The 24,851-nt window shown below is 66.5% G+C and carries 26 protein-coding genes, 1 tRNA gene and 1 pseudogene; 16 read left to right on the forward strand and 12 right to left on the reverse strand.

What is annotated here, in order from left to right:
* Positions 1–80 precede the first annotated feature (80 nt).
* From V2J18_RS04170 to V2J18_RS04200, 7 genes are all read right to left on the reverse strand, one after another.
* Positions 81–2,504, reverse strand: coding sequence for a Tle-like phospholipase domain-containing protein (locus V2J18_RS04170; RefSeq protein WP_336131100.1), 2,424 nt, complete (start codon positions 2,502–2,504; stop codon positions 81–83).
* A 27-nt stretch (positions 2,505–2,531) separates the two neighbouring features.
* Positions 2,532–3,425: an ankyrin repeat domain-containing protein gene (locus V2J18_RS04175; RefSeq protein ID WP_336131101.1), complete on the reverse strand. Its 894-nt coding sequence runs from the start codon at positions 3,423–3,425 to the stop codon at positions 2,532–2,534.
* A 91-nt stretch (positions 3,426–3,516) separates the two neighbouring features.
* Positions 3,517–4,032 carry a hypothetical protein gene (locus V2J18_RS04180; protein ID WP_336131102.1) on the reverse strand — a complete coding sequence of 172 codons (516 nt, stop codon included), beginning with the start codon at positions 4,030–4,032 and terminating at the stop codon, positions 3,517–3,519.
* Positions 4,033–4,048: 16 nt separating this feature from the next.
* A complete protein-coding gene (locus V2J18_RS04185; RefSeq protein ID WP_336131103.1) occupies positions 4,049–4,546 on the reverse strand; it encodes a DUF4189 domain-containing protein in 498 nt (165 codons plus the stop codon).
* On the reverse strand, positions 4,543–5,691 hold the full coding sequence (locus V2J18_RS04190; protein WP_336131104.1) for a TrbL/VirB6 family protein: 1,149 nt from the start codon (positions 5,689–5,691) through the stop codon (positions 4,543–4,545). Before V2J18_RS04190 ends, V2J18_RS04185 begins: the two co-directional genes overlap by 4 nt.
* 28 nt (positions 5,692–5,719) lie before the next feature.
* The gene (locus V2J18_RS04195) at positions 5,720–6,481 is read right to left on the reverse strand and encodes a hypothetical protein (protein WP_336131105.1); all 762 of its coding nucleotides are present in this window, start codon (positions 6,479–6,481) and stop codon (positions 5,720–5,722) included.
* A 148-nt stretch (positions 6,482–6,629) separates the two neighbouring features.
* Positions 6,630–6,755: a hypothetical protein gene (locus V2J18_RS04200; RefSeq protein WP_336131106.1), complete on the reverse strand. Its 126-nt coding sequence runs from the start codon at positions 6,753–6,755 to the stop codon at positions 6,630–6,632.
* A gap of 460 nt (positions 6,756–7,215) precedes the next feature.
* Here V2J18_RS04200 and V2J18_RS04205 point away from each other — a divergent pair, with 460 nt between their 5' ends.
* Entirely contained in the window at positions 7,216–7,842 is a 627-nt protein-coding gene (locus tag V2J18_RS04205; protein ID WP_336131108.1) for a response regulator, read from the forward strand.
* A 202-nt stretch (positions 7,843–8,044) separates the two neighbouring features.
* Positions 8,045–8,389: a helix-turn-helix domain-containing protein gene (locus tag V2J18_RS04210; protein WP_336131109.1), complete on the forward strand. Its 345-nt coding sequence runs from the start codon at positions 8,045–8,047 to the stop codon at positions 8,387–8,389.
* Between the two features lie 98 nt (positions 8,390–8,487).
* On the opposite strand, the gene V2J18_RS04215 is transcribed toward V2J18_RS04210, so the two are convergent.
* The gene (locus V2J18_RS04215; protein WP_336131111.1) at positions 8,488–9,555 is read right to left on the reverse strand and encodes a site-specific integrase; all 1,068 of its coding nucleotides are present in this window, start codon (positions 9,553–9,555) and stop codon (positions 8,488–8,490) included.
* Positions 9,556–9,675: 120 nt separating this feature from the next.
* Between V2J18_RS04215 and dusA the strand changes: the two genes are divergently transcribed.
* The gene (dusA, locus tag V2J18_RS04220; RefSeq protein ID WP_336131113.1) at positions 9,676–10,665 is read left to right on the forward strand and encodes a tRNA dihydrouridine(20/20a) synthase DusA; all 990 of its coding nucleotides are present in this window, start codon (positions 9,676–9,678) and stop codon (positions 10,663–10,665) included.
* A 13-nt stretch (positions 10,666–10,678) separates the two neighbouring features.
* On the forward strand, positions 10,679–11,617 hold the full coding sequence (locus V2J18_RS04225) for an arginine deiminase-related protein (protein WP_336131115.1): 939 nt from the start codon (positions 10,679–10,681) through the stop codon (positions 11,615–11,617).
* 55 nt (positions 11,618–11,672) lie between these two features.
* Here the strand turns inward: V2J18_RS04225 and V2J18_RS04230 are convergent, their stop codons facing one another.
* Positions 11,673–11,843, reverse strand: coding sequence for a hypothetical protein (locus V2J18_RS04230; protein WP_336131116.1), 171 nt, complete (start codon positions 11,841–11,843; stop codon positions 11,673–11,675).
* On the opposite strand from V2J18_RS04230, the gene V2J18_RS04235 reads away from it, so the two are divergent.
* The 3 genes from V2J18_RS04235 to V2J18_RS04245 all read left to right on the forward strand — a co-directional run bounded on the left by V2J18_RS04235 (position 11,842) and on the right by V2J18_RS04245 (position 14,559).
* A complete protein-coding gene (locus V2J18_RS04235) occupies positions 11,842–12,189 on the forward strand; it encodes a hypothetical protein (RefSeq protein WP_425605938.1) in 348 nt (115 codons plus the stop codon). The two genes, V2J18_RS04230 and V2J18_RS04235, sit on opposite strands and share 2 nt — an antisense overlap.
* A 60-nt stretch (positions 12,190–12,249) precedes the next feature.
* Positions 12,250–12,933 (forward strand): response regulator transcription factor, encoded by a 684-nt coding sequence (locus V2J18_RS04240; protein ID WP_031372686.1) that lies wholly within the window; start codon positions 12,250–12,252, stop codon positions 12,931–12,933.
* Between the two features lie 216 nt (positions 12,934–13,149).
* The gene (locus tag V2J18_RS04245; protein WP_064747833.1) at positions 13,150–14,559 is read left to right on the forward strand and encodes an ATP-binding protein; all 1,410 of its coding nucleotides are present in this window, start codon (positions 13,150–13,152) and stop codon (positions 14,557–14,559) included.
* A 325-nt stretch (positions 14,560–14,884) separates the two neighbouring features.
* On the opposite strand, the pseudogene V2J18_RS04250 reads toward V2J18_RS04245, so the two are convergent.
* Both V2J18_RS04250 and V2J18_RS04255 read right to left on the reverse strand, forming a co-directional pair.
* A pseudogene (locus V2J18_RS04250) lies at positions 14,885–15,686 on the reverse strand (M90 family metallopeptidase).
* Complete coding sequence (locus V2J18_RS04255) at positions 15,653–15,937, reverse strand: hypothetical protein (RefSeq protein ID WP_336131119.1); 285 nt, start codon at positions 15,935–15,937, stop codon at positions 15,653–15,655. Before V2J18_RS04255 ends, V2J18_RS04250 begins: the two are co-directional and overlap by 34 nt.
* 165 nt (positions 15,938–16,102) lie before the next feature.
* Between V2J18_RS04255 and V2J18_RS04260 the strand changes: the two genes are divergently transcribed.
* The 9 genes from V2J18_RS04260 (at position 16,103) to V2J18_RS04300 (ending at position 23,799) form a co-directional block, all read left to right on the forward strand.
* Entirely contained in the window at positions 16,103–17,941 is a 1,839-nt protein-coding gene (locus V2J18_RS04260; RefSeq protein ID WP_336131120.1) for a DegV family protein, read from the forward strand.
* A gap of 95 nt (positions 17,942–18,036) precedes the next feature.
* The gene (locus V2J18_RS04265; RefSeq protein WP_336131122.1) at positions 18,037–18,708 is read left to right on the forward strand and encodes a glycerol-3-phosphate acyltransferase; all 672 of its coding nucleotides are present in this window, start codon (positions 18,037–18,039) and stop codon (positions 18,706–18,708) included.
* Positions 18,708–19,703 (forward strand): bifunctional biotin--[acetyl-CoA-carboxylase] ligase/biotin operon repressor BirA, encoded by a 996-nt coding sequence (gene birA, locus V2J18_RS04270; protein ID WP_336131124.1) that lies wholly within the window; start codon positions 18,708–18,710, stop codon positions 19,701–19,703. The genes V2J18_RS04265 and birA overlap by 1 nt, the downstream gene beginning before the upstream one ends.
* Entirely contained in the window at positions 19,700–20,458 is a 759-nt protein-coding gene (locus tag V2J18_RS04275) for a type III pantothenate kinase (RefSeq protein WP_064747838.1), read from the forward strand. Before birA ends, V2J18_RS04275 begins: the two co-directional genes overlap by 4 nt.
* A gap of 22 nt (positions 20,459–20,480) precedes the next feature.
* On the forward strand, positions 20,481–21,266 hold the full coding sequence (locus V2J18_RS04280) for an SPOR domain-containing protein (protein ID WP_336131125.1): 786 nt from the start codon (positions 20,481–20,483) through the stop codon (positions 21,264–21,266).
* A 107-nt stretch (positions 21,267–21,373) separates the two neighbouring features.
* Positions 21,374–21,449 (forward strand) — tRNA-Thr (locus V2J18_RS04285).
* Positions 21,450–21,927: 478 nt separating this feature from the next.
* Entirely contained in the window at positions 21,928–22,851 is a 924-nt protein-coding gene (gene rocF / locus V2J18_RS04290; RefSeq protein ID WP_064747249.1) for an arginase, read from the forward strand.
* Positions 22,852–23,103: 252 nt separating this feature from the next.
* On the forward strand, positions 23,104–23,253 hold the full coding sequence (locus tag V2J18_RS04295; RefSeq protein ID WP_064747248.1) for an entericidin A/B family lipoprotein: 150 nt from the start codon (positions 23,104–23,106) through the stop codon (positions 23,251–23,253).
* A 345-nt stretch (positions 23,254–23,598) separates the two neighbouring features.
* Positions 23,599–23,799, forward strand: a complete 201-nt coding sequence (locus V2J18_RS04300) for a CsbD family protein (protein WP_064747247.1) — start codon at positions 23,599–23,601, stop codon at positions 23,797–23,799.
* 94 nt (positions 23,800–23,893) lie between these two features.
* On the opposite strand, the gene V2J18_RS04305 is transcribed toward V2J18_RS04300, so the two are convergent.
* Positions 23,894–24,715: a hypothetical protein gene (locus V2J18_RS04305; protein ID WP_064747246.1), complete on the reverse strand. Its 822-nt coding sequence runs from the start codon at positions 24,713–24,715 to the stop codon at positions 23,894–23,896.
* Between the last annotated feature and the right edge of the window lie 136 nt (positions 24,716–24,851).

The raw sequence follows: 24,851 nt of genomic DNA on the forward strand, positions 1-24,851 counted from the left end.
CTCCTGGCCGCCCGTTACGGGGCGGTGTGGCTGAGGTCGGATTGGGAGTTGGCTGCGCCGGTGCGTGGAGCAGCGGTTAATCAGCTAATCGATAGCGCGCTCTTTTGCTGTGTCTGCTGCTGCGTTAGTTCGCGCTCGCGCTGCTGTTCCTGCGCGATGGTCTGCGTAGCCGCTTGCAACTTCTGATCAGACTGCTCGACAGGAGTCTTCAATGCCTGTTCGACTGATACCGTTGCGATCTTGCTGGCCGGATCGCCTAGCTTTCCTTCCACCGCATGCATGTTGCCATTCGACCCCAGCAAGACATGGTCAATGCGATTCAATGCATTGGCCGAGAGCGAAGTATTCGTGCTGCCGGGATGCATATCGCGATTGTCCTTGCATGCGGCGGTCAGGCAGCGACTGATGCGTTCACTGCCCTCGTCATAGGGCTTTCCGATGCTTTCATCGATTGCCCGAACGCCGGCACGGGCCTGCTCCAAGAGCGGATGGTTGGGGTTGCTCGGATTGGTGGGACTGTTGGCGCCGGGCGCGGAAGGCGCTGTCTCGGCAGGCTTCGGTGCAGTCAGGTTGGGGAACTGCGCTCGAACTGATTCCTCTTGCGACTGCACGCGGGATGCCATGCTCGGCAGCACCGTCTCGGTCATCAGGTGTCGATCGATGGCTTCGCCGCCTTTAGTCCAAGCGCCATAGGCGAAAACGGTCGTCTGTGTGATATCGACCGCGTTGAGGTTCGACGCCACCCCGGCTGCGCCACCTGCCAATGCGCCGACGCCGGCCCCGACAACGGGGGCGCGCCGCGATACGGCCTGCACGGCGTCACCGCTGGCATCCAGTGCTACATCGGCCGCCACGCCGCTTCCGGCGATAGCGGTGCGCTGCCCGCGCTCGACCACGGCCTGCACACGTTCCAGATCCGTGATGCGACCTTGGGTGAAGTCGCGAATCGCGGTTGCGTCCTCGCGAGCACCCTGTCGTGCCTGAGCAGCTTCGGCCTGGTTGATCTGCCGCGCCGCTTCTCCGGTCTTCTGCAAGTCCGAAGCATTCCGGTCCGCCCACTGTTGAACGCTGTCGGGCAGGATGTCCATGCCCCCGATGCCGCGCAGGACGCTAGCACCGGCATTGGCGCCGCGAGCCTGAACCTCGCCCTGCACTTTATCGACCAATGCTTCCGCATGCCCCGCGGTCTCGCGCACGCGAGCTAGTCCTTCGCCGCCCGTTCGCACGCCCGCCTGTACCGCGCCATGGGAAACGTTGGTAACCACGTCGGAGAAGTCCGCCGCCTTGGCGGTCACCGCGCGGGTTACATCACCGACTCCATCCATCGTCTTTGCCGTGGTTTGGCCCACTGCGTCCGCCACCTGACCCACGGTGTGGCCAACGTGAGCGGCCTGGGTGGTGAGGTACATGGTCTCCAATACAGGCTTGGCGAAGTTCGAGATTTCCGTCAGCGTCATGTCCTGCTTGCGATCGACCAGCTTGCCGCCCTCCCAGACCTTGACCGTGTCCAGGGGTTCGACACGACCGGCGGCCAGCGGCAACTCCCTGAGCAGCTTGCTGGTGTCTCCCTCAGCGAGTTCCTTCACGAACTCCCGGACGGCATCCTGAGCGTGCGCGGGCATCTTCGCGTTCAATTTCGCGGTCAGAAGTTCACGTCCTTCCGGCACGCTCTGCACAAGGTCGCACGCTTCCTTCAGTACACCGGCCAGTTCAGTGCGGTGAATGACATCGAGTCGATTGATGTTGTGCTGTACGCCGTCGTTCAGTAACTCGCCTTTGATCTGATACGAGAGGACTGTTTTAGATGTGTCGTAGACCTGCACGCCAGGATTCTCGCGGGCGAAGCGCGCTGCGGTCTCGGGGTGCAGGCCGGCGGCGTTCCACGTCGTGGCCTGCTGGCCGGTGACGGCCGACATGGCTGAGGACATGCCACCGCCAAGGGAGTGACCCGTGTATTCGGCTTTAAGACCAGCGCGCTGCATAAACGTCGCAAGTTCCATTGCGCGGTCGTAGTAATCGGTCTTGAGGCCAACAGACTGCGGAAAATTGTTTGCGACGAAGTCCTCTGCACTTGTTTCGTGGAGTTTTCCATCCGGCCCCATGACTTCGCCTGCCGAACCTTTTGGCACGATCACCGGCTTGTAGCCGGGACCAAGAATCTGCGGGTCGGGAAGGTAGATTTCTGCTCGGAAGCCCGAATCCGTTGGCTTTAAGTACTTAAGAAGCTCGGCGTCAGCCATATTCGCCAAGCCGGGAGCGGCCTTGCGCAGGAGATCAAGATTCTCGCTGGCACGAATCCAGCCGGGCGGCGATTTCTGACCTTCTTCCGGCGCTTCTTTGCCCATCGCCGACCAATAGGTGTCTTTTGCCAGCACCGCCATGTTGTCGTCGTGGTAGGTGCGTTGCAGTTCGTTGGCTCGGGCGACGGCGGCGGGATCGCCGCTATCGCGCAGGCGACTGACCAGGGCTTGGCGTTCCTTGAGTTCTTCTGCCGTGGGAAACATCTTCGACTCCGTTCGGATGGACCTTGTTTATAGAAGCGGGATCTGACTTTCTTCGTAGGGAAAGCCAAGGCGCTGCCGCATATCACGATACTGTTCGGACAGAGGCGGACGCTTGTAACCGTGCTGGAGTAGCCACTGCTGGCATTTACGTTGCCACGTCGGATCTTTCGGATTCCCCGGATGCCAGAAGATGGCGTCGATGATGTGTGACTGATCAGAGGGGGCGGCCGGATCTCTGATGAAGTTCAACTTGGGGTCGGCGCCATGTTCAAGAAGCCAGAAGGCTTGCATGAACCCGCCGCCCCCTGCGTAGTCCTCCAAAATCGTCGTTCCCTTACTGCGCGCATTGACGTTTGCTCGTCGCTCAACCAGCAGCTTCACGTTCTCCCATTGCTTCCCCGAAATGAATGCCTGAAAAAGCAATGTCTCGTTGTTGGAATTCCGGGTGTCGGGGTTGCCGCCATGATCGAGCAACGCCTTCAAGTAAACGGGGTCGTCAGCCTTTGCCGCCCAAACCATCGCGTTGTTCTTATAGGAAACGCTAACGCTGCCATCCTTGAACTTCTCCACTGTCGGCGTCGGGAAGCGGGCGTTAGGATCTGCCCCGCTCTCCAGCATCGCCTTCAATCCTTGAGGGCTTTTGGTGTAGATCGGCCAGATGAGTAGAGGTAGCCCCTCGGTGGAGAAGATTTTGTCGGGATTGACCCCCTCAACCTTCATCAGTCGCTGAACTTCGGCGACGTTGCCTTGTTCTGAAGCGGTTGCCAGAGCCTGAGCCTTCGGGTTGTTCGGAAACCATAAGGCGGCTTCGGCGCTCCCGGGCGACGATGGGGCAAGACAGCCGGTGAGCACGGCCAAAAGGACTGCCACCGCCCATCGTGCTAGTAGCCCACGGTTAAATTCAGAGCGGACGATGTGCAAGGTGATTTCCTTGTAGTGATAGGTTGTTGATTATCGAGAACAAAGCACATTGGACGTCTGTCAGCACTGATCAATCTAGAACTGGTCGGTGTTAAGAAGAGCGGATGCCTAGGTGGTTCAGTGCCGAGGTAGTCTCGATGTGGGCTGCGCCGAGTTGCAGCGACTTAACTGCTGAGTACAAAGCGCTACATACGAGTAGGAATCGCGCGCCATCTACTAATGCATTCTTCTCGGCGCCAGAGTTGTGGCCGGCGGACGCGACAAACAGGGCGCCGGCCGCTGAAAGGCAAAGAATCGTCGATACCGAGGCGAGCTGAACACTTCTCTTGTCGTACCGATTCAATCCCCGTCGTTCTTGTCCGAAAGCAGCGGGCGACTTGCAGAGAAGCAGGCACCGAATGCACAAAGCAGCGACAACGATCAGCATGATGCCGGTAGCGATAGAAGTCAGCATCGTGACTACCGGCATTCCCACACCGACCTCTGATGTTGCGTAGAGCAACAACCAAGCCGAATTCATGTGTAGGACGAGGGCTAGCAGTACCGCTATCCAGTTCGGACGCAGGAGACGCTCGGTCTCGGTCAGCTCGATCAGGGCCTTATTCATGTTGCTCGCTCCAGACCTATCGAGCCCTTACAGGCAAGCTGCATCCGCTGTAGTACACCCAGCATTCGCCGCTGTTGGACTCTCGGCAGCGCTTCTGACCCGCTGCGATGGCATCCGCCTCGTATGGTGCCCCTTGAGCGAAGGACTGCGTCTTTGAGCTGACGACTGCAGCGCATTGGTTTCGGAAGGTGAGCAGCGACTCACACGCAGTTCCACCACGTTTGACGCACTCGCCAATCGCAGCTTTCGTTGCTTGCCGCTCGGTCTTCATACCTGTGACGATGCCGAACTCACTACCTTGCTTTTGCGATGCAATGGCACCCCAGCGAGTTTCCCATTGAGGCTTGGCCGGCCCACTGTCTGGCATAGGGATACAACTCGCTACTGACTCATTGGAGCCGGTTGAAGCCCAGGCGTTGTTCGGCATCTCCCCCGGCGGGCAGCCACCTTCCGCGTAAGCCGGTCCGGCAATGAAAAACAGACTGGTTAATAGCGCGACAATGAGTCGGTTCATGGCTGATCCTTCCGGACTTCTTCAGGGGACTTGATGCGGTTCTCGTGCTTTGGCGTGGACTGATTCGCTGAATTGTTCATGTGTGTGTAGGTCGAGTTCGGAGTTTGGACCTTTTCCACTTGAGACTGCGGTGCATCGAGGCCTCGCGGAGCGGGACGGTCGTAACCCGCTGAAGACTGTCCGTTTGATCCGCCCTGCCCAGATCTACCGAACGACGAGTTCGCCAAGAAGCTACCAACCTGCCCCTGGAAGAAGTGCGCGGCAATTGGCGGAACCGAGACGATCAGCATAGTCATGATCATCCCGACGCTGCCCTGTTGCATAGCCTGATTGGTGATCCCCTCGGTACTGAGGCCGGGAATGTTCACCAGCTTAGTCAGCCACATGAAGGTCGCGATGCGTACGGTCAGGTCCAAGAGGAGATTTGCGACGAAGCTGAGGACCGCCATGGAGAACAGGGTGCCCAATCCATACTGTAGCCACTTGATGAACATCCCCTTCGTGGCGGGGAACGCAAGAGCGAAGATGAAGAGGGGACCAAGGCCGACCCATAGTGCGATGACGAACTTCCACAGCAGCAGCATCGTGCCCGCCGCGATAGCGGGAGCCGCGGACCCCATGGTTGCCATGAACTTTGCGTTGCGCTTTTCTTCCAGCAACTCGGGATCTGGCTGGATAAGCTGAACGCCGTCGATGGCGGTCATGGCGACTTGAACGATAGCCAGGGATTTATCGATGCTGTGCGACGTGGTCTCGTTGTCCTTGCCCGTGACAAGCTGATGAATCGCCTTGTCCATGTCATTGGTGAGGAACGAGTTCAGACGTATGTTGCCGAAGGCCATCGTCGTGGCGATGGCGAACACAAGCACGATTTTGAGGCCGTCGACGACGAGGCCCATCAGCGGATCGCGCAGTTGGCCGGTCAGCACGCGGTATCCCTGGAACAATATCCACAAGGTCACTAAGCCGAGGCCGATTCCGCCGACGAACCCCATCATTCGGCCCATGAGGGCCAGACCGAAGTCATCGACGCGGGAGCCGATCCAACCGCTGATGAGCCGGAAAAGGGCGTAGTCGGCAAGGCCGCTCTGAGTGGTGGGGGAGAGCCAACGCATCAGGTCGGCGGGGGCGTTCAACAGGTCCATTGCAAGATATCCGTAGGTGCGTGAGGGCTTACTGACCGAGTGCGGACTTGACTACGTCGGTGGGAACGATGCCGTCGAGCGCACCTTTCTTGCCGCGCATGGCACGTTTGGCCAGTCGGGTGTGATCCCACTTAAGCCCGTCGATGTAATCGTCGTATGCCTTCATTCGTGCTTGCCAGTAGTCCAGTTCAAGCTGGTTTCGGGCGACGAACCGGTACGCCTCATTGTCGTTCGCGGCCAGTGCGCCTTGGCTGCCGTTGACGCTATCGCGCTGCCCCTCGATCTGGGCGAACTCCCGACTGCGCTGCATCAGGTTCCGAAGCATGGACACGGACTCGTTGTACTTGGCGTTTTCGGCGTAGACCATGCGTTGGCACACGGCCATTTGCTCATCTACGACGTTTCCTTCCAGCTTCGGCATGGCCTGGCGGAAAGCGCTCGTGAGCTGGTCCCGGATACCGCGACCTGGGCCGGGGCACATATCTTCCATGCCGTAGTCGAGAGGGCGAGGTGGAAAGCTGTCCTCCATTCGTGCTTGGCCGAAATTCATGCGCTGGAGCTTGATGAGCTGCTGCTGGTAGTGGCTCGCGGTCTCCTTCCAGCGCGAGGCGTTCTTGCCGAACTCGGCCGCGTCCTTCGCTATCTGCTGGAGCTTGGCTGCATAGTTGACCGGGTCATTGACGATCATTTGTGCATTGGCTTGACCCCCGACCAAGGCGGACACGATGGCAATGACGAAGGCAGCCCCCCTGACGGAGCGACGATTCACTCTGCTGCATTGATTCTTCATTTCTGACTCCATGTCATATCGAAGGTGCGACGGATTAAGGCGACTTCGCGCTCTGGGGCGCCGTTGGCGGTTCTACGAACGTCAGCAGGGTCGTGGCCCTACTTTTTTAGGGAAAAGTTTCGGCCAATCGACCGCGCGCATCTTTATGTCAGCGCGCGCGCTGGCCCGTAACGGTTGGGTCGCTGAAATCGATTTGTGCGCCTTTCGTTACCGGGTAACGGTGGGCGAAAAAGGCGCCGGAGGCGTGGTCCGGCTTGGTGAGATGGTTGGTCACGCGTAACGCTCCTTGTTGGCTGAATGAACTCCTCCCGAGAACACCCAGCGCGACTACTCCGTGGGACGGTTGATACCTCAGCGACGATGTGGAATGCAAGCCACAGTTTTACGTTGATCGATTTTTGCGGAGAAAGTCGTGTTTTTCTCGACAGCGACTAGACACGGTGTCTAGTTGGTCTTGGACAACTGCGAAAGAGTGCGCGGCGGTCTGCGATTAGGCAGAGGTGATTTCAAATAAAGGCTTGTCTATTTCGAGGCACAAATAGTTACACCGCCACTAGCGCACTTCGCTTTGGCGTGTAGGAAAAATCTGAATCTTGGACGCACTGTCTAGCACTTCTCGTCATGGTGTCTAAAACCCGATGGACGAGAAGCAAATTTGAACAATTAAGTTGCTAGCTCTAGTTCTGATGCGGCTAATTCGCTCCCCCAACGGATAGACTACGCCAGGAGGGCCAATGATCCGCATATTCATCGTCGATGATCACCAACTTATTCGCTCAGGGTATCGGCTCTTGCTGACGAATGCTGCCGGTATTCAAATTGTTGGGGAGGCACAAAATGCATCAGAGGCGCTCACAATTATTCCTCGGGTATTACCCGATCTGGTGATCTGTGACTACGAGTTGCCTGATCAGAATGGCTTGTTCGTGGTGAAACACCTCCTGGATTTCGATCCCAAGCTGAAGATTTTGATTGTTTCTGTAATACGGACCGGGCTGGTTCCTCGGCAACTACTTGCAGCAGGGGCGCTCGGGTACGTAACTAAGGCGGGCGATGCTTCAGTGCTGCTACGAGCCATTCGTCAGGTGGCGAAAGGCGAGCGCTACATTGATGACGCTCTCGATGGGGCAGTGCTTTTCGGTGATCCGATCTTTGATGCACTTAGTGGTCGGTTGCGAGACGTCTTGATCCTGATGCTTGAGGGGAAGCAGAACCCAGAGATAGCGGCGGAACTCCGAATCACCGAGTCGACCATCCGTAGTCACAAGAGTGTGCTGATGGAGAAGGTCGGGGTGATCAGCGAACGCGCGCTGCTGGCTAAGGCCCGTGAGGCGGGGTTCGGAGCGAAGTACGGCAGGTAGCGCGTCGGTCCATGATCACGGGCACCTCTCAGACTGCGTTGTGTGTGTGGCCGCTGCCAGTCCGCGACGGCAGGACGGCTGGGGCTCACGTGGCTGGTGAGCGCCACTGGCGAGCGCCTTAAGGCTCGCATCTTTTGCTGGAAGTTTCCAGCCGGGACATTGCCAGCAGGAATTGGGCGGCCTTCCCCCTAGCCTTATGGGGATGAAGAAGTCCGCAGCGAGCCCTGCGCCTCGTAAGAAGGCGAAACCGAAGGTCAAGGCGCAACCGTCGCCGACGGTCGAGGGGCTGATTGGGCTGAGGATCAAGGAGGCTCGTATCGCGCGGGGTATCAGCCAACATCGGTTGGCTCATGGCATCCCGATGGATCGGGCGCATTTGGGGCAATTGGAAAATGGTCATCACGGTGCCAGCCCCGTGATCTTGGCCAAGATCGCTGTCGCGCTGGGATGTCAGATGGCCGAACTGTTTCCTGACGTCGCAGAGTTGGCCGAGATTGTCGATGTGCGGGCCATCGAGCACGGTCCGCGGCTTGTCGGTGGCCGCTGAAGGCGAGGGAGCTTCAAACCACTGTAATGGCGCGGCCGGTCACGGCCGAAAGATCGCTATGGGGTTGGAGGGCCGATCCGCCCCCCCCGAGACACAGATCAAGCTGCTTCTTCTAAGGCTTCTACCGAATCTGGCGCTCCTTGGGGGGCCAAGTGGGGTAGTGCAGGCTTGTCCCGGTGCAGTGACGCAGGTTTGAGGTTCGTATAGCGCTTGAGCGATTTCCAATCGCGATGGCCGGTCACGATGGAGACTTCGGGGATCTGATAGCCCGCTTCGAACAGCCGTGATGTGCCTTCGTGACGTAAGTCGTGGAACGTGAGGTCGATGATTTCCAGGCGCACGCACGCACGACGGAAGTTGGAGCCGATCGTGTCCTCTTTGTAAGGGAAAATACGCTTACCCTTCTTCGGCTGGCGATCAATGATCTCGGCGCAACGCCCTAGCAGCGGCACCCACTGATTATTGGTGGCCTTCTTCTTCGGGTCTTTTCGAGTACGGATTAGGACCACAGGCTTGTCGCCTGGGCGATAGTCTTCCCAGAGAATCGAAGTAATTTCGCTTAGTCGCATTGCGCTATCGATCGCGAACGGAATCAAGTCTCGCATTGGCGTCGGCGCGAAGTTGTAGCGATAGAACTCCTCAAGGCTCTTCAACTCCGCAGCGGTCGGACGCCGATCTCGCTCGTTCGGGTCTCCAATCATGCCTGTGCGCGCAAGGGTGGGCCGGGCCGCGGCAACGATGTCTGGGATGGTCATGTCCCACAAAGATCGCGCAGCCTTCAACGTCTCTGCGAGGTATCCGAGCTCGACTTGCATCGTCGCTGGTCCGATAGCCTCGCAGCGCTTGGCGGCATGATCGAGTACATCCTGACCAGTCAGGCTCGCAACTTCGCGCTCACCGAGTGATTCTTTCCAGCGCGTGAGATTGCCACGCTTGGTGTCGGCTACCGGCTTGAACTTTTCTAACTCTTTTATATAGCGGTCTATCAGGACCGAAAGGGTAGGGCTCGGGCCTGGCAAGACCTTGCCGGAGCGCAGTGCATCCTCCATGTCTCGCGCCCAGTCCTCTGCCGCCTTCCGGCCGTTGAAGGTCAGGGTCTTGGTAGGATGGCCCTTCAGTCGCACCATCGCGCGCCACTTCTTCCCGCGTTTTTCGATTACAGCCATCTGTTGGTACACCGGATTCCTTGTGGTGCAGTAACGGTACACTGGAGTGGGATTGGAAGGGAATATCAATGACTTAGCGGGATGAAATGCACCGCTTCATGGGTCGGAAAGTAACATAAGATGTTGAATATAAAAGAAATTATGCTTTCCGTCGCCCCGATGATGGACTGGACCGACACCCATTGCCGGGTGTTCCATCGCGCGCTGGCCCCGCATGCGCGGCTGTACACCGAGATGGTGCACGCCAATGCGGTGATCCACGGCGACCGTGCGCGGCTGCTGGCGCTGGACCCGGTCGAGCATCCGGTGGCCTTGCAGCTCGGCGGCAGCGAGCCGGCGTTGCTGGCGCAGGCGGCGCGGATCGGCGCCGAGCTCGGTTTCGACGAGATCAACCTCAATTGCGGCTGCCCCTCCGACCGGGTCCAGGCCGGGCGTTTCGGCGCCTGCCTGATGCGCGAGCCGGGGCTGGTGGCCGAGTCGGTGGCGGCGATGATCGGCGCCTGCGACGTGCCGGTCACGGTCAAATGCCGGCTCGGGGTCGACGACGATCACCGCTACGAGGTGTTCCAGGCCTTCGTCGACCGGGTCGCCGAGGCCGGTTGCGGGCTGTTCGTGGTCCACGCCCGCAACGCCTGGCTCAAGGGGCTGTCGCCGAAGGAGAACCGCGAGGTGCCGCCGCTGCGCTACGACTGGGCCTACCGGCTCAAGCGCGAGCGGCCGCAGCTGCAGGTGATCGTCAACGGCGGCATCGCCGGCCAGGACGAGGCGACGGTCCACCTGGACCATGCCGACGGCGCCATGCTCGGCCGCGCCGCCTATCACGACCCCTACCTGCTGCACCGGCTCGATGTGGCCTGGTGGGGCGGCGAGCTGCGCAGCCGCGCCGAGTTGCTGCGCTCGTTGCGCCCCTATGTCGAGGCGCAATTGGAGCGCGGCGTGTTCCTCAAGCACATGACCCGGCACATGCTCGGCCTGTTCCACGGCGAGCGCGGCGGCCGCGCCTTCCGCCAGGTGCTCAGCGAAGGCGCGCACAAGCCGGGCGCGGACTGGTCGCTGATCGAGCGCGCCCTGGACGTGACCGAATCCTTCGCCGCGCGCGACGCGGCCTGAGCCGGGTGCGGGCATGATCAGCCGCGACCCGCAGGCCTTCTTCGCCCACGCCCGCGGCCTGGCCGCCGATTTCGGCCCGCCGGTGGCGCGCGCTGCCTTCCTGGTCGCGCCGGACGGGTTCGCCCGGGCCGAGCAGTCGGCCGGCGACAATCGCTACATGGCCGCCGCCGAAGGCTTCGACCCCGGGCGCGCCAGCGCCCAGCATCGCGAACTGCACCGCTCCTTGGCCGAGGTCTTGCCGACGGTGTGCTTCGCCGGCGATCCGGACACCCCGGATGCCCTGTTTCCGAACAACGTCTTCGCCACCGGCCGGGCCGACGCCGCCGGCGATCCGGCGCCGGCGCGCTACCTGGTCGGGCGCATGCGCCATCCGGTGCGCCAGCGCGAGGCCGAGCGCGCCGACATCCGCGACTTCTTCGGCCAGGTGCTGGGCTATGCCGAGGTCGACCTGTCGTTGCAGCCGCATCCCTGCGAACTGACCGGTTCGGCAGTGATCGACCGCGCCCGCGGGCTGGGCTACATCGGCCTGTCCGAGCGCTGCGACGAGGCCGGCGCGCGGCTGATCCACCAGGCCCTGGGCCTGCGCGCCAGCCTGCTGTTCGAGCTGGCGCCGGGCGAGTACCACGCCAACGTGGTCCTGGCGGTGCTGGCCGGGCGGGCGGCCCTGATTGCGCCGGCCGGCTTCGCCGACCCGGCGACGGCGGCGGCGATCGCGGCGTTCTATGCGCCGCACGGGATCGTACTGTCGGCGGCCGAGCAGGGCGCGTTCGCAGCCAATGCGATCGCGCTGTCGTCCTATCGGGTCTGGATGAGCGGCGGCGCCGGGCGCGCGCTGAGCGCGGACAGCCGGGCGGCCCTGGCCGCGGCCGGGTTCGCGGTGGTCACCGTCGAGCTGGACGCGATCGAGGCCGGCGGCGGTTCCCTGCGCTGTTGCGTCGGCGAAATTTTCTAGGGGGCTTGAGGACTTCCGGGAAGGATCCGGACCGGGACGGGGCCGGGAATGATTCTCAGCCGCGCACCGGTTCCGGCGCGGCTTGTGACGCGCGTCGGTTCGGGCTGAACACCGGCCACCGCTGCGCGGAAAAGTTCAGATCGGATTCACCGCTGCGTTTCGAAAATGCCGACACGCCGCTAGGTTCGTCCATTATTGTTGCGCAGGGGTCTTCGCCGAACGTCATGAGCATCCGCTCCGCCCGAGTCCTGTCCTCGCTGCTGCTCGTCGCCTCGCTGGCGGCGGCCGGCCAGGCCATGGCCCAGCACGACGGCGACGGACGGCAGTGGCGCGGCCACGACCGGCGCGACGATCATCGCTCCCTGTCGGACGCGATCCGCCGGGTCGAGCGTGAAAGCGGCGGCGGGCAGGTGCTCAGCGCCGAGCGCATCCCCTTCGACGGGCGGGACGTCAACCGGGTCAAGGTCGTCGATTCCAGCGGCCGGGTCCGGGTCTACATGGACGACCCGCAGCAGCGCGGCGGACGGGAGAACGACCGTCCTACACGCCGCGAAGACAGCGATAACGACTAATCTTCGCTTCGACGGCCCTCACGATCCTGTCGGGGCGCCGCAATCATCTAGGGAGTGCCCATGCGAATTCTGCTGGTCGAAGACGAAGCGCCTCTGCGCGAGACCCTGGCCGCGCGCCTCAAGCGCGAGGGCTTCGCGGTCGACGCTGCGCAGGACGGCGAGGAGGGCCTGTACATGGGCCGCGAAGTGCCGTTCGACCTGGGCATCATCGATCTGGGCCTGCCGAAGATGTCGGGCATGGAGCTGATCAAGGCGCTGCGCGACGAGGGCAAGAAATTCCCGGTGCTGATCCTGACCGCCCGTTCCAGCTGGCAGGACAAGGTCGAAGGCCTCAAGCAAGGCGCCGACGACTACCTGGTCAAGCCCTTCCACGTCGAAGAACTGCTGGCCCGGCTCAACGCCCTGGTCCGCCGCGCCGCGGGCTGGAGCAAGCCGACCCTGGAATGCGGCCCGGTCATGCTCGACCTGGCGGCGCAGACGGTCAGCGTCAACGGCGGCAACGTCGACCTGACCAGCTACGAATACAAAGTGCTCGAATACCTGATGATGCATGCCGGCGAACTGGTCTCGAAGGCCGATCTCACCGAGCACATCTACCAGCAGGACTTCGACCGCGACTCCAACGTGCTGGAAGTCTTCATCGGCCGGCTGCGCAAGAAGCTCGACCCGGACGGCGCGCTGAAGCCGATCGAGACCGTGCGCGGCCGCGGCTACCGTTTCGCGATCCCCCGCAGCGGGGATTGAGCCCGACTCCCCGCCGGCGGCGGGGAGAGTGGACAGCGCGCGTGCGCGGGGTGGACGATACGCCCCGCAGCGGCGCTTGAAGACAGGCCGCGTTGCGGCGATTGAAGCGGGCGGGGCGGATGTTCGCCCCGGACCCAGAACCGGATCCAGGAGCGCAACCCGACCCATGCGGCCCGCGTCCCCAACCGAGGCGGGCCCGCCGGCCCCTGCGGCCCGATGAGCTGGGGCCAGCCGCGCTCGCTGCGCGCCCGCCAACTGCTCGCCGCCAGCCTCGGCCTGCTCGCTTTCCTGGCCCTGGCCGGCTATGCGCTGGACCGCGCCTTCCTCGAGACCGCCGAAAGCAATCTGCGCCAGCGCCTGACCAGCTACGCGCTGGCCTATGCCGCCGACACCGACTTCGGCCGCGGCGGCGAGATCATTCCTCCCTACGACCCGCCCGACCCGCGTTTCGACCGGCCCGGCAGCGGTCTGTACGCCGAAGTGATCCTGCCCAACGGGCACTGGGATTCGATGTCGGCGCAGGGGCCGGTGCTGCCCGACGGCGGCATGCTCAAGCCGGCCCAGGAGACCTTCGAGGGGCCGCTGCCGATCACCGAGATCAGCGGCCGCACCGGCGAGGCCTACCGCTACGGCCGCGGCCTGATCTGGAGCGTCGACGGCGACAGCAAGTCGGAATTCCAGTACACGATCTACATCCTGGAGGACACCAGCGCGTTGCGCGCCCAGGTCGCGGTGTTCCGCAAGGCCTTGTGGAACTACCTCGGCGGCGCCGGGGTGATCCTGCTGCTGCTGCAGGCGCTGATCATGCAATGGAGCCTGCGTCCGCTGCGGCGGGTGATCGAGGAGCTCAAGCGGGTCCAGCGCGGCCTGGCCTCGCGCATGAGCGAGCGCCATCCGCGCGAGCTGGAGCCGTTGACCGAAAGCATCAACGCCTTCATCGAGAGCGAGCGCGAGAACCTCGACCGTCAGCGCAACACCCTGGCCGATCTCGCCCATAGCCTGAAGACGCCGCTGGCGGTGCTGCGCGCGCGGCTGGACGACCGCAACGGCGGCGCGCCGATCGACGCCGACCTGCGCGAAGACCTGGACGTGCAGTTGCGGCGCATGAACGATCTGGTGTCCTACCAGTTGGCCCGCGCCGCGTCCGGCGGCCACGCCTTGTTCGCCGCGCCGATCGCGATCGAGCCGCACGCCGAGGAGATCGTGCGCGGGCTGGAGAAGGTGTATGCGAACAAGGGCATCCTGTGCGAGTTCGAACTCGCCGACGCAGTGCAGTTCCACGGCGAACCGGGCGATCTGCAGGAACTGCTCGGCAATCTGCTCGAGAACGCGTTCAAGTGGGCGCGCTCGCGGGTGCTGCTGACCGTGCAGGCCGGCGAGACCGCGGCCAACCGCCGGCCCGGCCTGCTGATCGCGGTCGACGACGACGGCCCGGGGATTCCGCCGGAAAAGGTGGCGATGATCTTGCAGCGCGGGGTGCGCGGCGACGAACGCGTGCACGGCCACGGCATCGGCCTGGCGATCGTGCAGGATCTGGTGCGCGGCTATCGCGGCACGCTCGACGTGACGCCGTCGCAGGAGCTGGGCGGCACGCGCTTCGAAGTGAAGCTGCCGCCGGGCTTGTAAGCGCGGCCGGCCGCCCGCGCTAAGCCGCCCGGCTTCCTGTAGGAGCGGCGTAAGCCGCGACCGCGATGCATCGATCTCGCGCTGTCCTGCATTGCGCATCGATTCTGCTTCGACCGCGAACGGACGAAGCGAGACCGCGGCGATGGGGCGCGGCTTGCGCCGCTCCTACCCCTGGGCCGTACCGCGTTCGTGGACGAGGCAAGCGTTGGCGCGACTGCGCTGCCGTTCTACCCGCGGCAGAGCGTAGTCTCGATGGCTGGAGTCGTCGCCGTTTTTTCTGCGCGGTCCGTGGTCGCGGCTTACGCCGCTCCTACAGAGGGAGGCTTCAGGCGAACGGCGAGGGGCCGTAGAAGCGCTCCAGATGCGCGGCGACCTCGGGCATTTCCTGGCGCAGCAATTGCGGATCGCTGAAGTGGTATTCGGTGGCGACGGCGAAGAATTCTTCCGGCGCTTCGGCGGCGTAAGGATCGATCGCGGTTTCGCGGCCGGCGTCGACCTCCTGCACGAAGGCGTCGTAGGTGCGCTGGAAATCGCGCGCCCATTGCCGCTGCCAGGCGCGCGGCAGCGGCGGGGTGCCGTCGAGCAGGCCGTCGAGCACGTCGAGCTTGTGCGCCATTTCGTGAGCGGCGACGCAGAAGCCCGCATGCGGGTCTTCGCAGTCGGCGCCGACGTCGGCCCAGGACAGGATCAGCGGGCCTTGCTCCCAGGCTTCGCCGATCAGTTCGTCCTGCCATTCGTGCAGCACGCCGGCGGCGTCGGTGTGGCTGCGGTTCACCCGGAACGCGTCGGGGTAGACGATCAGTTGCGACCAGCCGCGCAAGCCCTCTTCGCCGAACTCAAGCAAGGGCAGGCAGCACAGCGCGGCCAACCGGGCGCGCTGCGTCCCGTCCAGGTTCAGTTCGCCGATCGGGCTGATGGTCTTCTCGTGCAGGAAGCGCGCGCTGAGTTCGCGCAGCCGCTGCTGCCGCGCCGGATCCAGCGCCTGCGCCCACGGCAGGGTCGCGACCGTGTCGCGCCAGACGGCGTCGTCGATGGGGCGGGGCGGGCGCCGCAGCCGGCGCAGGAAATCGAACAAGGGCGAACCGTCAGCGGATCAGCGGAACATGCCCGGCAGGAAGTTGTGCCAGCGCGGCGACTGCAGGCGGTTGTTGCTCTCCGAGTCGCTGTGCACGCTGGGCTTGGCCTTGGTGTCGCGCGCAGTCGGCGGCGGCGCCGTGCGGCCGCCCGGCCGCGCCGCCGTGTCCTTGCGCGGCGCGCTGGCGTTGCTGGAGCAGGCGTCGTTCGGGCTGAGCTTGTTGACCTCGCGCGCACCGACCTCCGCAACGGCCAGGGTCGCGCTGGCGAAGGCGAACAGCAGGCACAGGCAGATCCGTAACATGGCGGAATCCCTTGGAGGTCGTCCCGGCCGGCGTCCAGCCACGGGAGATTGCCGACTATAGCGCGAAACCGGGACCGCGTCGGCGGCCCTTCGGCGGTGTGCGACCGGCGGTCGTTGTGCTGCGTCGCAGCAGGCGCCGGCGCGGGTTTGCGCCAGACTCGCGCCATGCCCGATGCCCGCCCGCCGTTGACCGCTCCGGCCCTGCGCCGGGCCCTGATCGCCGGTGCCCGCCGGGTCATCGCCGGGCGCGACCGGCTCAACCGGATCAACGTGTTCCCGGTCGCCGACGGCGACACCGGCAACAACCTCGCCCACACCCTCGGCAGCCTGCTGAACGGGGCGCTGAGCCGGCGCAGCCGGCACATCGGCGAACTGCTGCAACGGGTCGGCGAGGATGCCGTCGACGGCGCGCGCGGCAACTCCGGCGCGATCCTGGCCCAGTTCCTGTACGGCGTCGCCGAGTACGCGCGCGCCCAGCCGGCGCTCGACGCCGCCGCCCTGGCCGGCGCGGTCCGGCACGGCGCCGGGCAGGCGCGCGCGGCGCTGGCGCATCCGGTGGAAGGGACCATCCTCAGCGTCATCAACGCCTTCGCCGACGCCCTCGACGAAGCCGCCCGCGCCGGCGCCGACGGCGGCGACCCGCGCGCCGGTTTCGCTGTCGCGCTGGAGCACGCCCGCAGCGCCTTGGCCAGAACACCGCAGCAACTGGCCTTGTTGCAGCGCGCCGGCGTGGTCGACGCCGGCGCGCGCGGCTTCGTCGATCTGCTGGAAGGCATCGCCGAATTCGTCGACGGCGGCCCGCGCGCGCTGCGCATGCGCGGCGCGCACGGCGCCGCCAACGACGCTTGCGCCGGGCCTCTCGCCGCGGCGGTGCCGGCCGTCCACGACGCGGTCGACCCGCAGCGGCGTTGGTGTTGCGAATGCCTGCTGACCGGCGACGCGATGGATCGCGCCGCCCTGGCCGCGGCGCTGGAAGCGCTCGATGCCGATTCCGTGGTGCTGGCCGGCGGCGCCGCGCGGCTGCGCGTGCACGCTCACGTCGGTGCGCCGCAGCGATTGTTCGACGCCTGCGCCGCGCACGGCGAAGTTGACGGCATGAAGGCCGACGACATGCTGCAGCAGCAGCGCAGCGTCGAGCGCAACCAGCGCGTGGCGGTGGTCACCGACAGCGCCGCCGACCTGCCCGACGAACTGGCCGAACGCCACGCCTTGCAGGTGGTGCCGGTGCGGGTGTCGATCGACGGTCGCGATTACCTGGACAAGACCGCGCTGAGCACGGCCGAGTTCTATCGCCGCATGGCCGTCAGCGCCGACCTACCGCGCACCAGCCAGCCGCCGGCGGGCGATTTCCGCCGCTGCTTCGACTTCCTGCTCGGCCATCGCGCGCAGGTGCTGTACGTCGGCTTGTCGCGCGCGGTGTCGGGCACCCTGCAGGCCGGCGAACAGGCCGCCAGCCGATCCGATCCGCAACGGGTGCGGGTGTTCGACAGCGTCAACGCCGCCGGCGGCCAGGCCTTGCTGGCGTGGCGCGCGGCGGAGCTGGCCGAGGCCGGCTGGGACGCCGCGGCGATAGTCGCCGAACTCGAACGCCTGCGCCCGGCGACCCGGACCTGGGCGATGGCGCGCGACATCACGCACGCGGTACGCGGCGGTCGGATTCCGGCCTGGGCCGGCGCGCTGGTGCGCTGGACCGGCCTGACCCCGGTCGCGGCGATGCGCGGCGACGGCCGCCTGGGGGTGCGTACCGGCCTGTTCGCGCGCGCCGGCGCGGCGCAGGCCTTTGCCCGCTACGTCGCACGGCAGTTGCCCGCCGGCCAGCGCTGGCGGGCGATCGTCGGCCATTGCGATGCGGTCGGGGACGGCGAGCGCCTGCTGGCCGAACTGCGCCGCCGGTTGGCGTTGAGCGAGGCCTGGCTGGTCGAGACCGGCCCCGCGTTGGGGGCCCACGCCGGCCGCGGCGCCTTGCTGGTCTCGCTGCAGCCGGCGCCTGCGCAAGAGGACTGACCGTCCGCGGCGGTTCGCCGCCGGCGCGGCCCGAAACCGGCCGGGTCGGGCTCGGATCGGGCTCGGATCGCGGTCGCCTCGCGCATAATCCGCGCATGCTGCCCACTGCCTCCACGCCCGCCCTGACCGACCTCGCTCCGGCGACGTTGGCCTTGTTGCTGGTCGCCTACGCGATCGGTTCGGTTTCCGGCAGCCTGGTCCTGGGCCGGCGGCGCGGCGTCGATATCCGCCAGCAAGGCAGCGGCAACGCCGGCGGGACCAACGCCTTGCGCACCCAAGGCTGGCGCTTCGCCCTCGGCGTGGTCGCGATCGACATCGGCAAGGGCGCGTTGGCGGCTTGGCTGGCGCTGCGCTACGCCCCGGTCGGCACCGCGCTGTCGGTGACCGCGCACGGCTATCTGGCCGGTTTCGCCGCGGTAATCGGGCATATCTGGCCGATCTGGCACGGCTTCCGCGGCGGCAAGGGCGCGGCGACCGTGGTCGGCGCATTGCTGGTGCTGTGGCCGTTCGCGGTGCCGTGGCTGCTGCTGGTCTGGGGCGCGACCGTGGTGCTCAGCGGCTATGTCGGCCTGGCCACGGTGCTGGCGGCGGCCTGCCTGCCGCTGCTGGCCTGGCTCGGCGACGCCGGCTTGCCGCGCTGGTGCTTCGCGATCGCCGCGGCGCTGCTGATCGCTTTCACCCACCGCGGCAATCTGGCCCGGCTGCGCGCCGGCACCGAATCGCGGTTCGCGCGGGTGCGGCTGCTGCATCGCTGGCGGCGCGGCTGATGGACGACCGCGCTTTGTTGCAACGCCTGATCCAGGGGCCGGCGACCGGCGATGCGCTGGCCAGCGCGGCCGGGCAGACCCGCGCCGCGGTGTGGAAGCGGATCGAAGCCCTGCGCGAGGCCGGGGTCGCGATCGAGGCCAAGCCTGGGCGCGGCTATGCGCTGGCGCAACCGCTGGATCTGCTCGACGCCGAGGCGATCCGCGCCGCATTGCCGGCCGCGGCGCGCGCGCGCCTGGCCGAGCTGGACGTGGCCTGGAGCCTGGACTCGACCAACACCGAACTGCTGCGCCGGCCGACCCCGGCCGACGGGGCGCTGGTGCTGCTGGCCGAACGCCAGACCGGCGGCCGCGGCCGTCGCGGCCGGGTCTGGGCCTCGCCCTTGGCGGCGCATCTGTACCTGTCGCTGGCGCGCAGCTTCGGCGGCGGCCTGGCGCGGCTGGGCGGCCTGAGCCTGGTCGCCGGCATCGCCGCGGCCGAAGCCCTGCAGGGGCTGGGTTACGCCGACGTGCGGCTGAAATGGCCGAACGACCTGGTCGTGACCGACGGCGCCGGGCTGCGCAAGCTCGGCGGCCTGCTGATCGAAGGCGGCGGCGAGTACGCCGGGCCGGCGCGCGCGGTGATCGGCCTCGGCCTCAACGTGCGCATGCCGGCGCAGGCGGCGGCCGCGATCGACCAGCCCTGGTGCGACCTGGCCGGGCTCGCGCCCGGCCGCGCACTGTCGCGCAACGCGGTGGCGGCAGCGGTGCTGGCGCGCTTGCTGCCCGCGCTGGACGAGTTCGACCGCGCCGGGCTGGAGCCGTTTCTGGATCGCTACGCCGCGTTCGACGCACTCGCCGGCCAACCGGTCAGCGTGTACGGCGCCGAGCTGCGCCATGACGGCCTCGCCCTCGGCCTGGCCGACGACGGGGCGTTGCGGGTGCGCCTGGACGACGGCGAAGAGCGCCGTTTCCATGCCGGCGAAGTCAGCGTGCGCCGCGCGGAGCCGGCACGATGACGGCCTGGCTGTTCGACCTCGGCAACACCCGGCTCAAGTGCGCGCCGCTCGGCGCGGACGGTCGTCCGGGGCCGGTCTGCGCCCTGCCGCACCGCGAGGACGACGTCGCTGCGGCGTTGGGCGAGACCCTGCCGCAGGCGCGCATCGACACCGCCTATCTGGCCAGCGTCGCTCATCCGGCCTTGCGCATGGCGGTGCTGCAGGCGCTGACCGCGCGCTGTCGGCGGATCTCGCTGGCGCGCACCCAGGCCGGCTTCGCCCGCGACGGCTTCGGCCGCGTGCGCATCGCCTATGCCGATCCGCGCAAGTTCGGCGTCGACCGTTTCCTGGCCCTGCTCGGCGCGCACGCGCAGCAGCGTGGCGCGGCGCTGATCTGCGGCGTCGGCACCGCGCTGACCATCGACCTGATCGACGAGCAGGGCCTGCACCACGGCGGCCTGATCGCGCCGTCGCCGACCCTGATGCGCGAAGCGCTGCACGCGCGCGCGCCGCAACTGCCCGAGGACGGCGGCGATACGCTCGATTTCGCCGCCGACACCGAAGACGCGCTGGCGTCCGGCGCCAACGGCGCCGCGCTGGCCCTGATCGAGCGCAGTCTCGAGCGCGCGCAGGCGCGCCTGGGCCAGCGGCCGCGGCTGCTGCTGCACGGCGGCGGCAGCGAAGCCCTGGCGCGGTGGCTGCCGGCATCGACCCAGGAACCGGCGCTGGTGCTGGAAGGCCTTGCGATCTGGGCCGGCATCGAGACTCCGGCGTGACGGCTGACGCTAGAATCGGCGCATGCTCGCTCGTGCTCTCATCGTTCTGTTGATCGCGCTCAACATCGGCGTCGCCGCCTGGTGGGTCGCGCGTCCCGCGCCGGCCGTCCCCGCCGAAGAAGCGTTGCCGCTCGGCGTGGCCCGCCTGCGGCTGGTCGGCGAATCCGCCGCTCCCGTTGCTCCCGCCGCGTCGCCCGCGCCTGCGGCGTCGCCGACCGCGCCGGCGCAACCGCCGGCTGCCGCGCCGAAACCGCGGGAATCCGTCGTGCCGGAACCGGCCGCCGCCGCTCCCGCGACCGACCCGTCGGCCCCAACCCCGGCCGAGACCGCGCTGGCCGCGCAGCCCAAGCCGCAGTGCTACAGCCTGGGCCCGTTCGCCGACGCCGTGGCCGCCGACGCCGCACGCGCCAAGCTGCAGCCGCTGGCGCAGAAGCTGACCACGCGCAGCCAGGGCGCCGCTTCGGCCGCGCGCGGTTGGCGCGTGTACCTGCCGCCGGCGGCGAGCCGGGACGCCGCGCAGGCGACCGCGCAGCGCATTCGCGCCGCCGGCTTCGACGATCTGTTCGTGATGGGCGAGGGCGCCGACGCCAACGGCATCGCCCTGGGACGGTTCCGCAACGAAGACTCCGCGCGCAAGCGTGCCGCCTCGTTGAGCCAGGCCGGTTTTCCGGCGCAGGTGGAAGCGCTCGGCGAAACGGCGGCGGCGACCTGGATCGACGTCGCCGCGAGCGCGAGCGACGGCGATGCGTTGCGCCGCGCGTCCGGCGCACAGCGCTGGCGGAGCCTGTCCTGCTCGGCGATGGGCTGATCGCCGCCGCGCCGGCCTGCGCGCCGCGGCGACGCGAGAGACGGTAGAATGGCCGCGCCCCGGATCGCCGCAGGCGCATCTCCCGCGGGCCACGCGACACACAACTTGCCGCTTTAGCTCAGTTGGTAGAGCACTCGCCTTGTAAGCGAGCGGTCGTCCGTTCGATTCGGACAAGCGGCACCACGTGAATCCGGGAAGAAGACAACCGCCCGGCCAACCGCCCGAAGGCCGTCAGCCGACCGGCACTTTTCCTACACCCCCGCCATCGCATCCCCGGTTCTCAAGCGCGACGACCGCTTCCGCGCAACCGCCGGGCCGCGCGAGGCCGAGTGAAGCGAACCGCCCGGCCGGTGGTCCGAAGGCGGCGTGCCGTCCGGCGCGCTCGATCCACACCGATAGCCGCTGACGGCGTATCGTTCCGGCGGCGGGAGCCATGGCTGCTGCCTGCGTCGATCGGCCATATTCCCCCATTGCTCTGCACCGCAGCGCAGCCGCCGCTATTGCCCAGCTCAGCCCCACCCCTGCGCTAGAATGCCCGCATCGTCGGCGGCCGCAGCGCAACGCGCGGCCCTGTTGCGGCGATCGCGCGATGCCGCGGGCATCGTCTGCGTTCACCTTCGATACTGCGGCGCCGTCGCTGCGCGCCGCCAGAGGAATTCTCATGAGTCGTACCTATCCCCCGGTCTCGCTTATCGGCGCGCCCACCGACGTCGGCGCCGGCCATCGCGGCGCGCGGCTCGGGCCCGAGGCGCTGCGCATCGCCGGCCTTGGCGAAGCGCTGAGCGCGCGCGGCGTCGACGTGGTCGATCGCGGCAATCTCGACGGTCCGCGCAACCCCTGGCAGAAGCCGGTGGAGGGCTATCGCCACCTGCCCGAAGTGGTGGCCTGGAACCGGCTGGTGATGGATGCGGTCGGCGCCGAACTGAAGGGCGGGCGCATGCCGATCCTGCTCGGCGGCGACCACTGCCTGGGGCTGGGCTCGATCACCGCGGTCGCTCGCCATTGCCGCGACACCGGCAAGCAATTGCGCGTGTTGTGGCTGGATGCGCATGCCGACTTCAACACCAGCCAGGTCACGCCGTCGGGCAACATCCACGGCATGCCGGTGTCGTGCCTGTGCGGCCTCGGCCCGGAACCGCTGACCCATCTCGGCGGTTCGGCGCCGGCGATGCGCGCGGACGAGATCCGCCAGATCGGCATCCGTTCGGTCGACCCGGGCGAGAAGCAGCTGATCCAGCAGCACGGCCTGGACGTGTACGACATGCGCTATATCGACGAGATCGGCATGCGCCGGGTGATGGAGGAAGCGCTGGAAGGCCTGGACGAAAACACCCATCTGCACGTCAGCTTCGACGTCGACTTCCTCGACCCGAGCATCGCGCCGGGCGTGGGCACCACCGTGCCGGGCGGACCGAATTACCGAGAGGCGCAGCTGGTGATGGAGATGATCGCCGACAGCGGGCGGCTGGCCTCGCTGGACATCGTCGAACTCAATCCGATCCTGGACAAGCGCAACCGCACCGCCAAGCTCGCGGTCGACCTGGTCGAGAGCCTGTTCGGCAAGTCGACCCTGATGCGCGAGTGAGGGTCGCCGTCGCCGCCGCGGCGATGAATCGCGGCTGACGGCGACGCGGCAGGGCATGCGGCAAGGCCTTGTCCGGTCGTGGCGACGGTGCGGATTGCACGCCGGCTTCACATTCGCTCGCGTCTCATGATCGACAGGACGCGACGAGCGCGCGACCGGCACCGGCCACTCATCGACGGCCACCCACCGAACCCAGCCGGACCATCCGCTTTGGTCGTCGGCGGTTCGAATCAGACCGTTCAAGGAGATCCCATGAAGCGTTTGACTGCCCTGTTGCTGCTGGCCCTGTTCTCGATGGGCACCCTGTCCGCGTGCAACACGATCGCCGGCGCCGGCAAGGACGTGCAGAAGGCCGGCGAAAAGGTCGAGGAGACCGCCGAGAAGGCGAGCGACGGCAAGTAAGCCGCAAGCCGCGATGCCTCACGAAAAAGGCCGGAGCGATCCGGCCTTTTTCTTTGCCTGCGGATCATGCGTGGAACGCCGGGCGCCTGCCGATCCCCGGGGTGCGTCATGAGGTGCGGCTGCGCCTCACCTTCGTTCTCGTCATGAATGCGAACCCGCGCACGAATGCGGCTGAAGAGTTCATCCGGTTCACCGAGGTCAATCGCCGGCTAACGCAATCGTGATCGCTCGCGAACGGATGCGCTGCGACACTGGCCACGCGATATCGGCAAGCCCGGATGCGCGCCAGCTGCAATACGCACGCATCGCGCCGAAATCGACATCCCCCAACGAAGGAGTCGAACGATGAACAAAGACATCATTGCCGGCAAGTGGACCCAGCTCAAGGGCAAGGCCCAGGCCAAGTGGGGCGACCTGACCGACGACGTGTTCGATGTCGCCGAAGGCAATTCCGAATACCTGGCCGGAAAGCTGCAGGAACGCTACGGTTGGGAGCGCGAGCGCGCCGAGAAGGAAGTGCGCGATTTCGGCAAGACCTTGAACTGATCGCGCTGCACCGCGGCAGCGACGTCGCTGCGGTTCGACCAAGAACGACGAAGGGCCGGATCCGTCCGGCCCTTCGTCGTTTGCGTCCCCAACCTCACCAGCCGCGCGACGGCGGATCGGCGACGAAACCGTTGGGGAACGCGCGCGGCTGCGGATCGCGGTACGGTGCGCGGTAGCGCGGCACCACGCCGCGCGCGACCAGGCTACGGTAATCGTCGTAGCGCAGTTCCAGCACTTGCGCCGGCGAACGGCTGGCGCGCACGAACTGGGTCTGGCCGACCGGCGACCACTCGCGCGCGCCGTGGCCGGTGCCGATCGATTGCGCGGCGGCGTCGGCCGCGGCCTCGCTCGCCGCCGACGGAGCGGCGTTGCCGGCCGCGCGACGTTCGGCCTTGGCCGCTTCGTCGCGCGCGTACGGCGGGTAGGGCGCCGGCGCCGGGTAGGGATAGCGCGGCTCGCGATAGACCGGGCGCGACTCCTCGAACACCGCGACGCCGATCACGCCGACGTTGTCGGGGCGGCCGGTGCGCGCGGCATAGCTGTCGGGCAGGTCGGTGAACACGAACTGGGCGACGTCGTCGAGCGACTTGCGCCAGCCGTTGATCTCGGTGGACTGCCAGGGGTCGAGCACATAGCCGGCCTGGGACGGATGCGCGGTCTGGCCGGTGACGGCGTTGACGCCGTCGACCGACAACACCACCAGCACGCGTTCGCCGCTGGTGTTGGTCAGGCGCACCGAATAGCGATGGCCGGGCGTGCCGGCGATCCACTGCTGGCCGCGGTGCGGCCAGGCCGGCAGCCAGTCGCCGTTGTCGCGGTCGACCACCGCGACGTCGACCAGCGGGCGTGCGTGCAGCGGGGAGCAGGCGCTGGCGGTCAGGGCGGCAGCGGCGAGCAGGACGAGCGAGCGGAACATGGCGGCGTCTCCGGGGTGGTCGTGAGATCGAACGCGGCAGTGTCGGCAACGGGGTTGCGCGGTCGGCGCCGCGGCGGTCGCGGTCAGCCGCCGCTCAGCCGGGCGGACTTGGGACTGCGGCAGCCCCGCGTGCGCC

The organism is Lysobacter firmicutimachus (genome assembly GCF_037027445.1).
In the GTDB taxonomy this organism is placed as follows: Bacteria; Pseudomonadota; Gammaproteobacteria; order Xanthomonadales; family Xanthomonadaceae; genus Lysobacter; species Lysobacter firmicutimachus.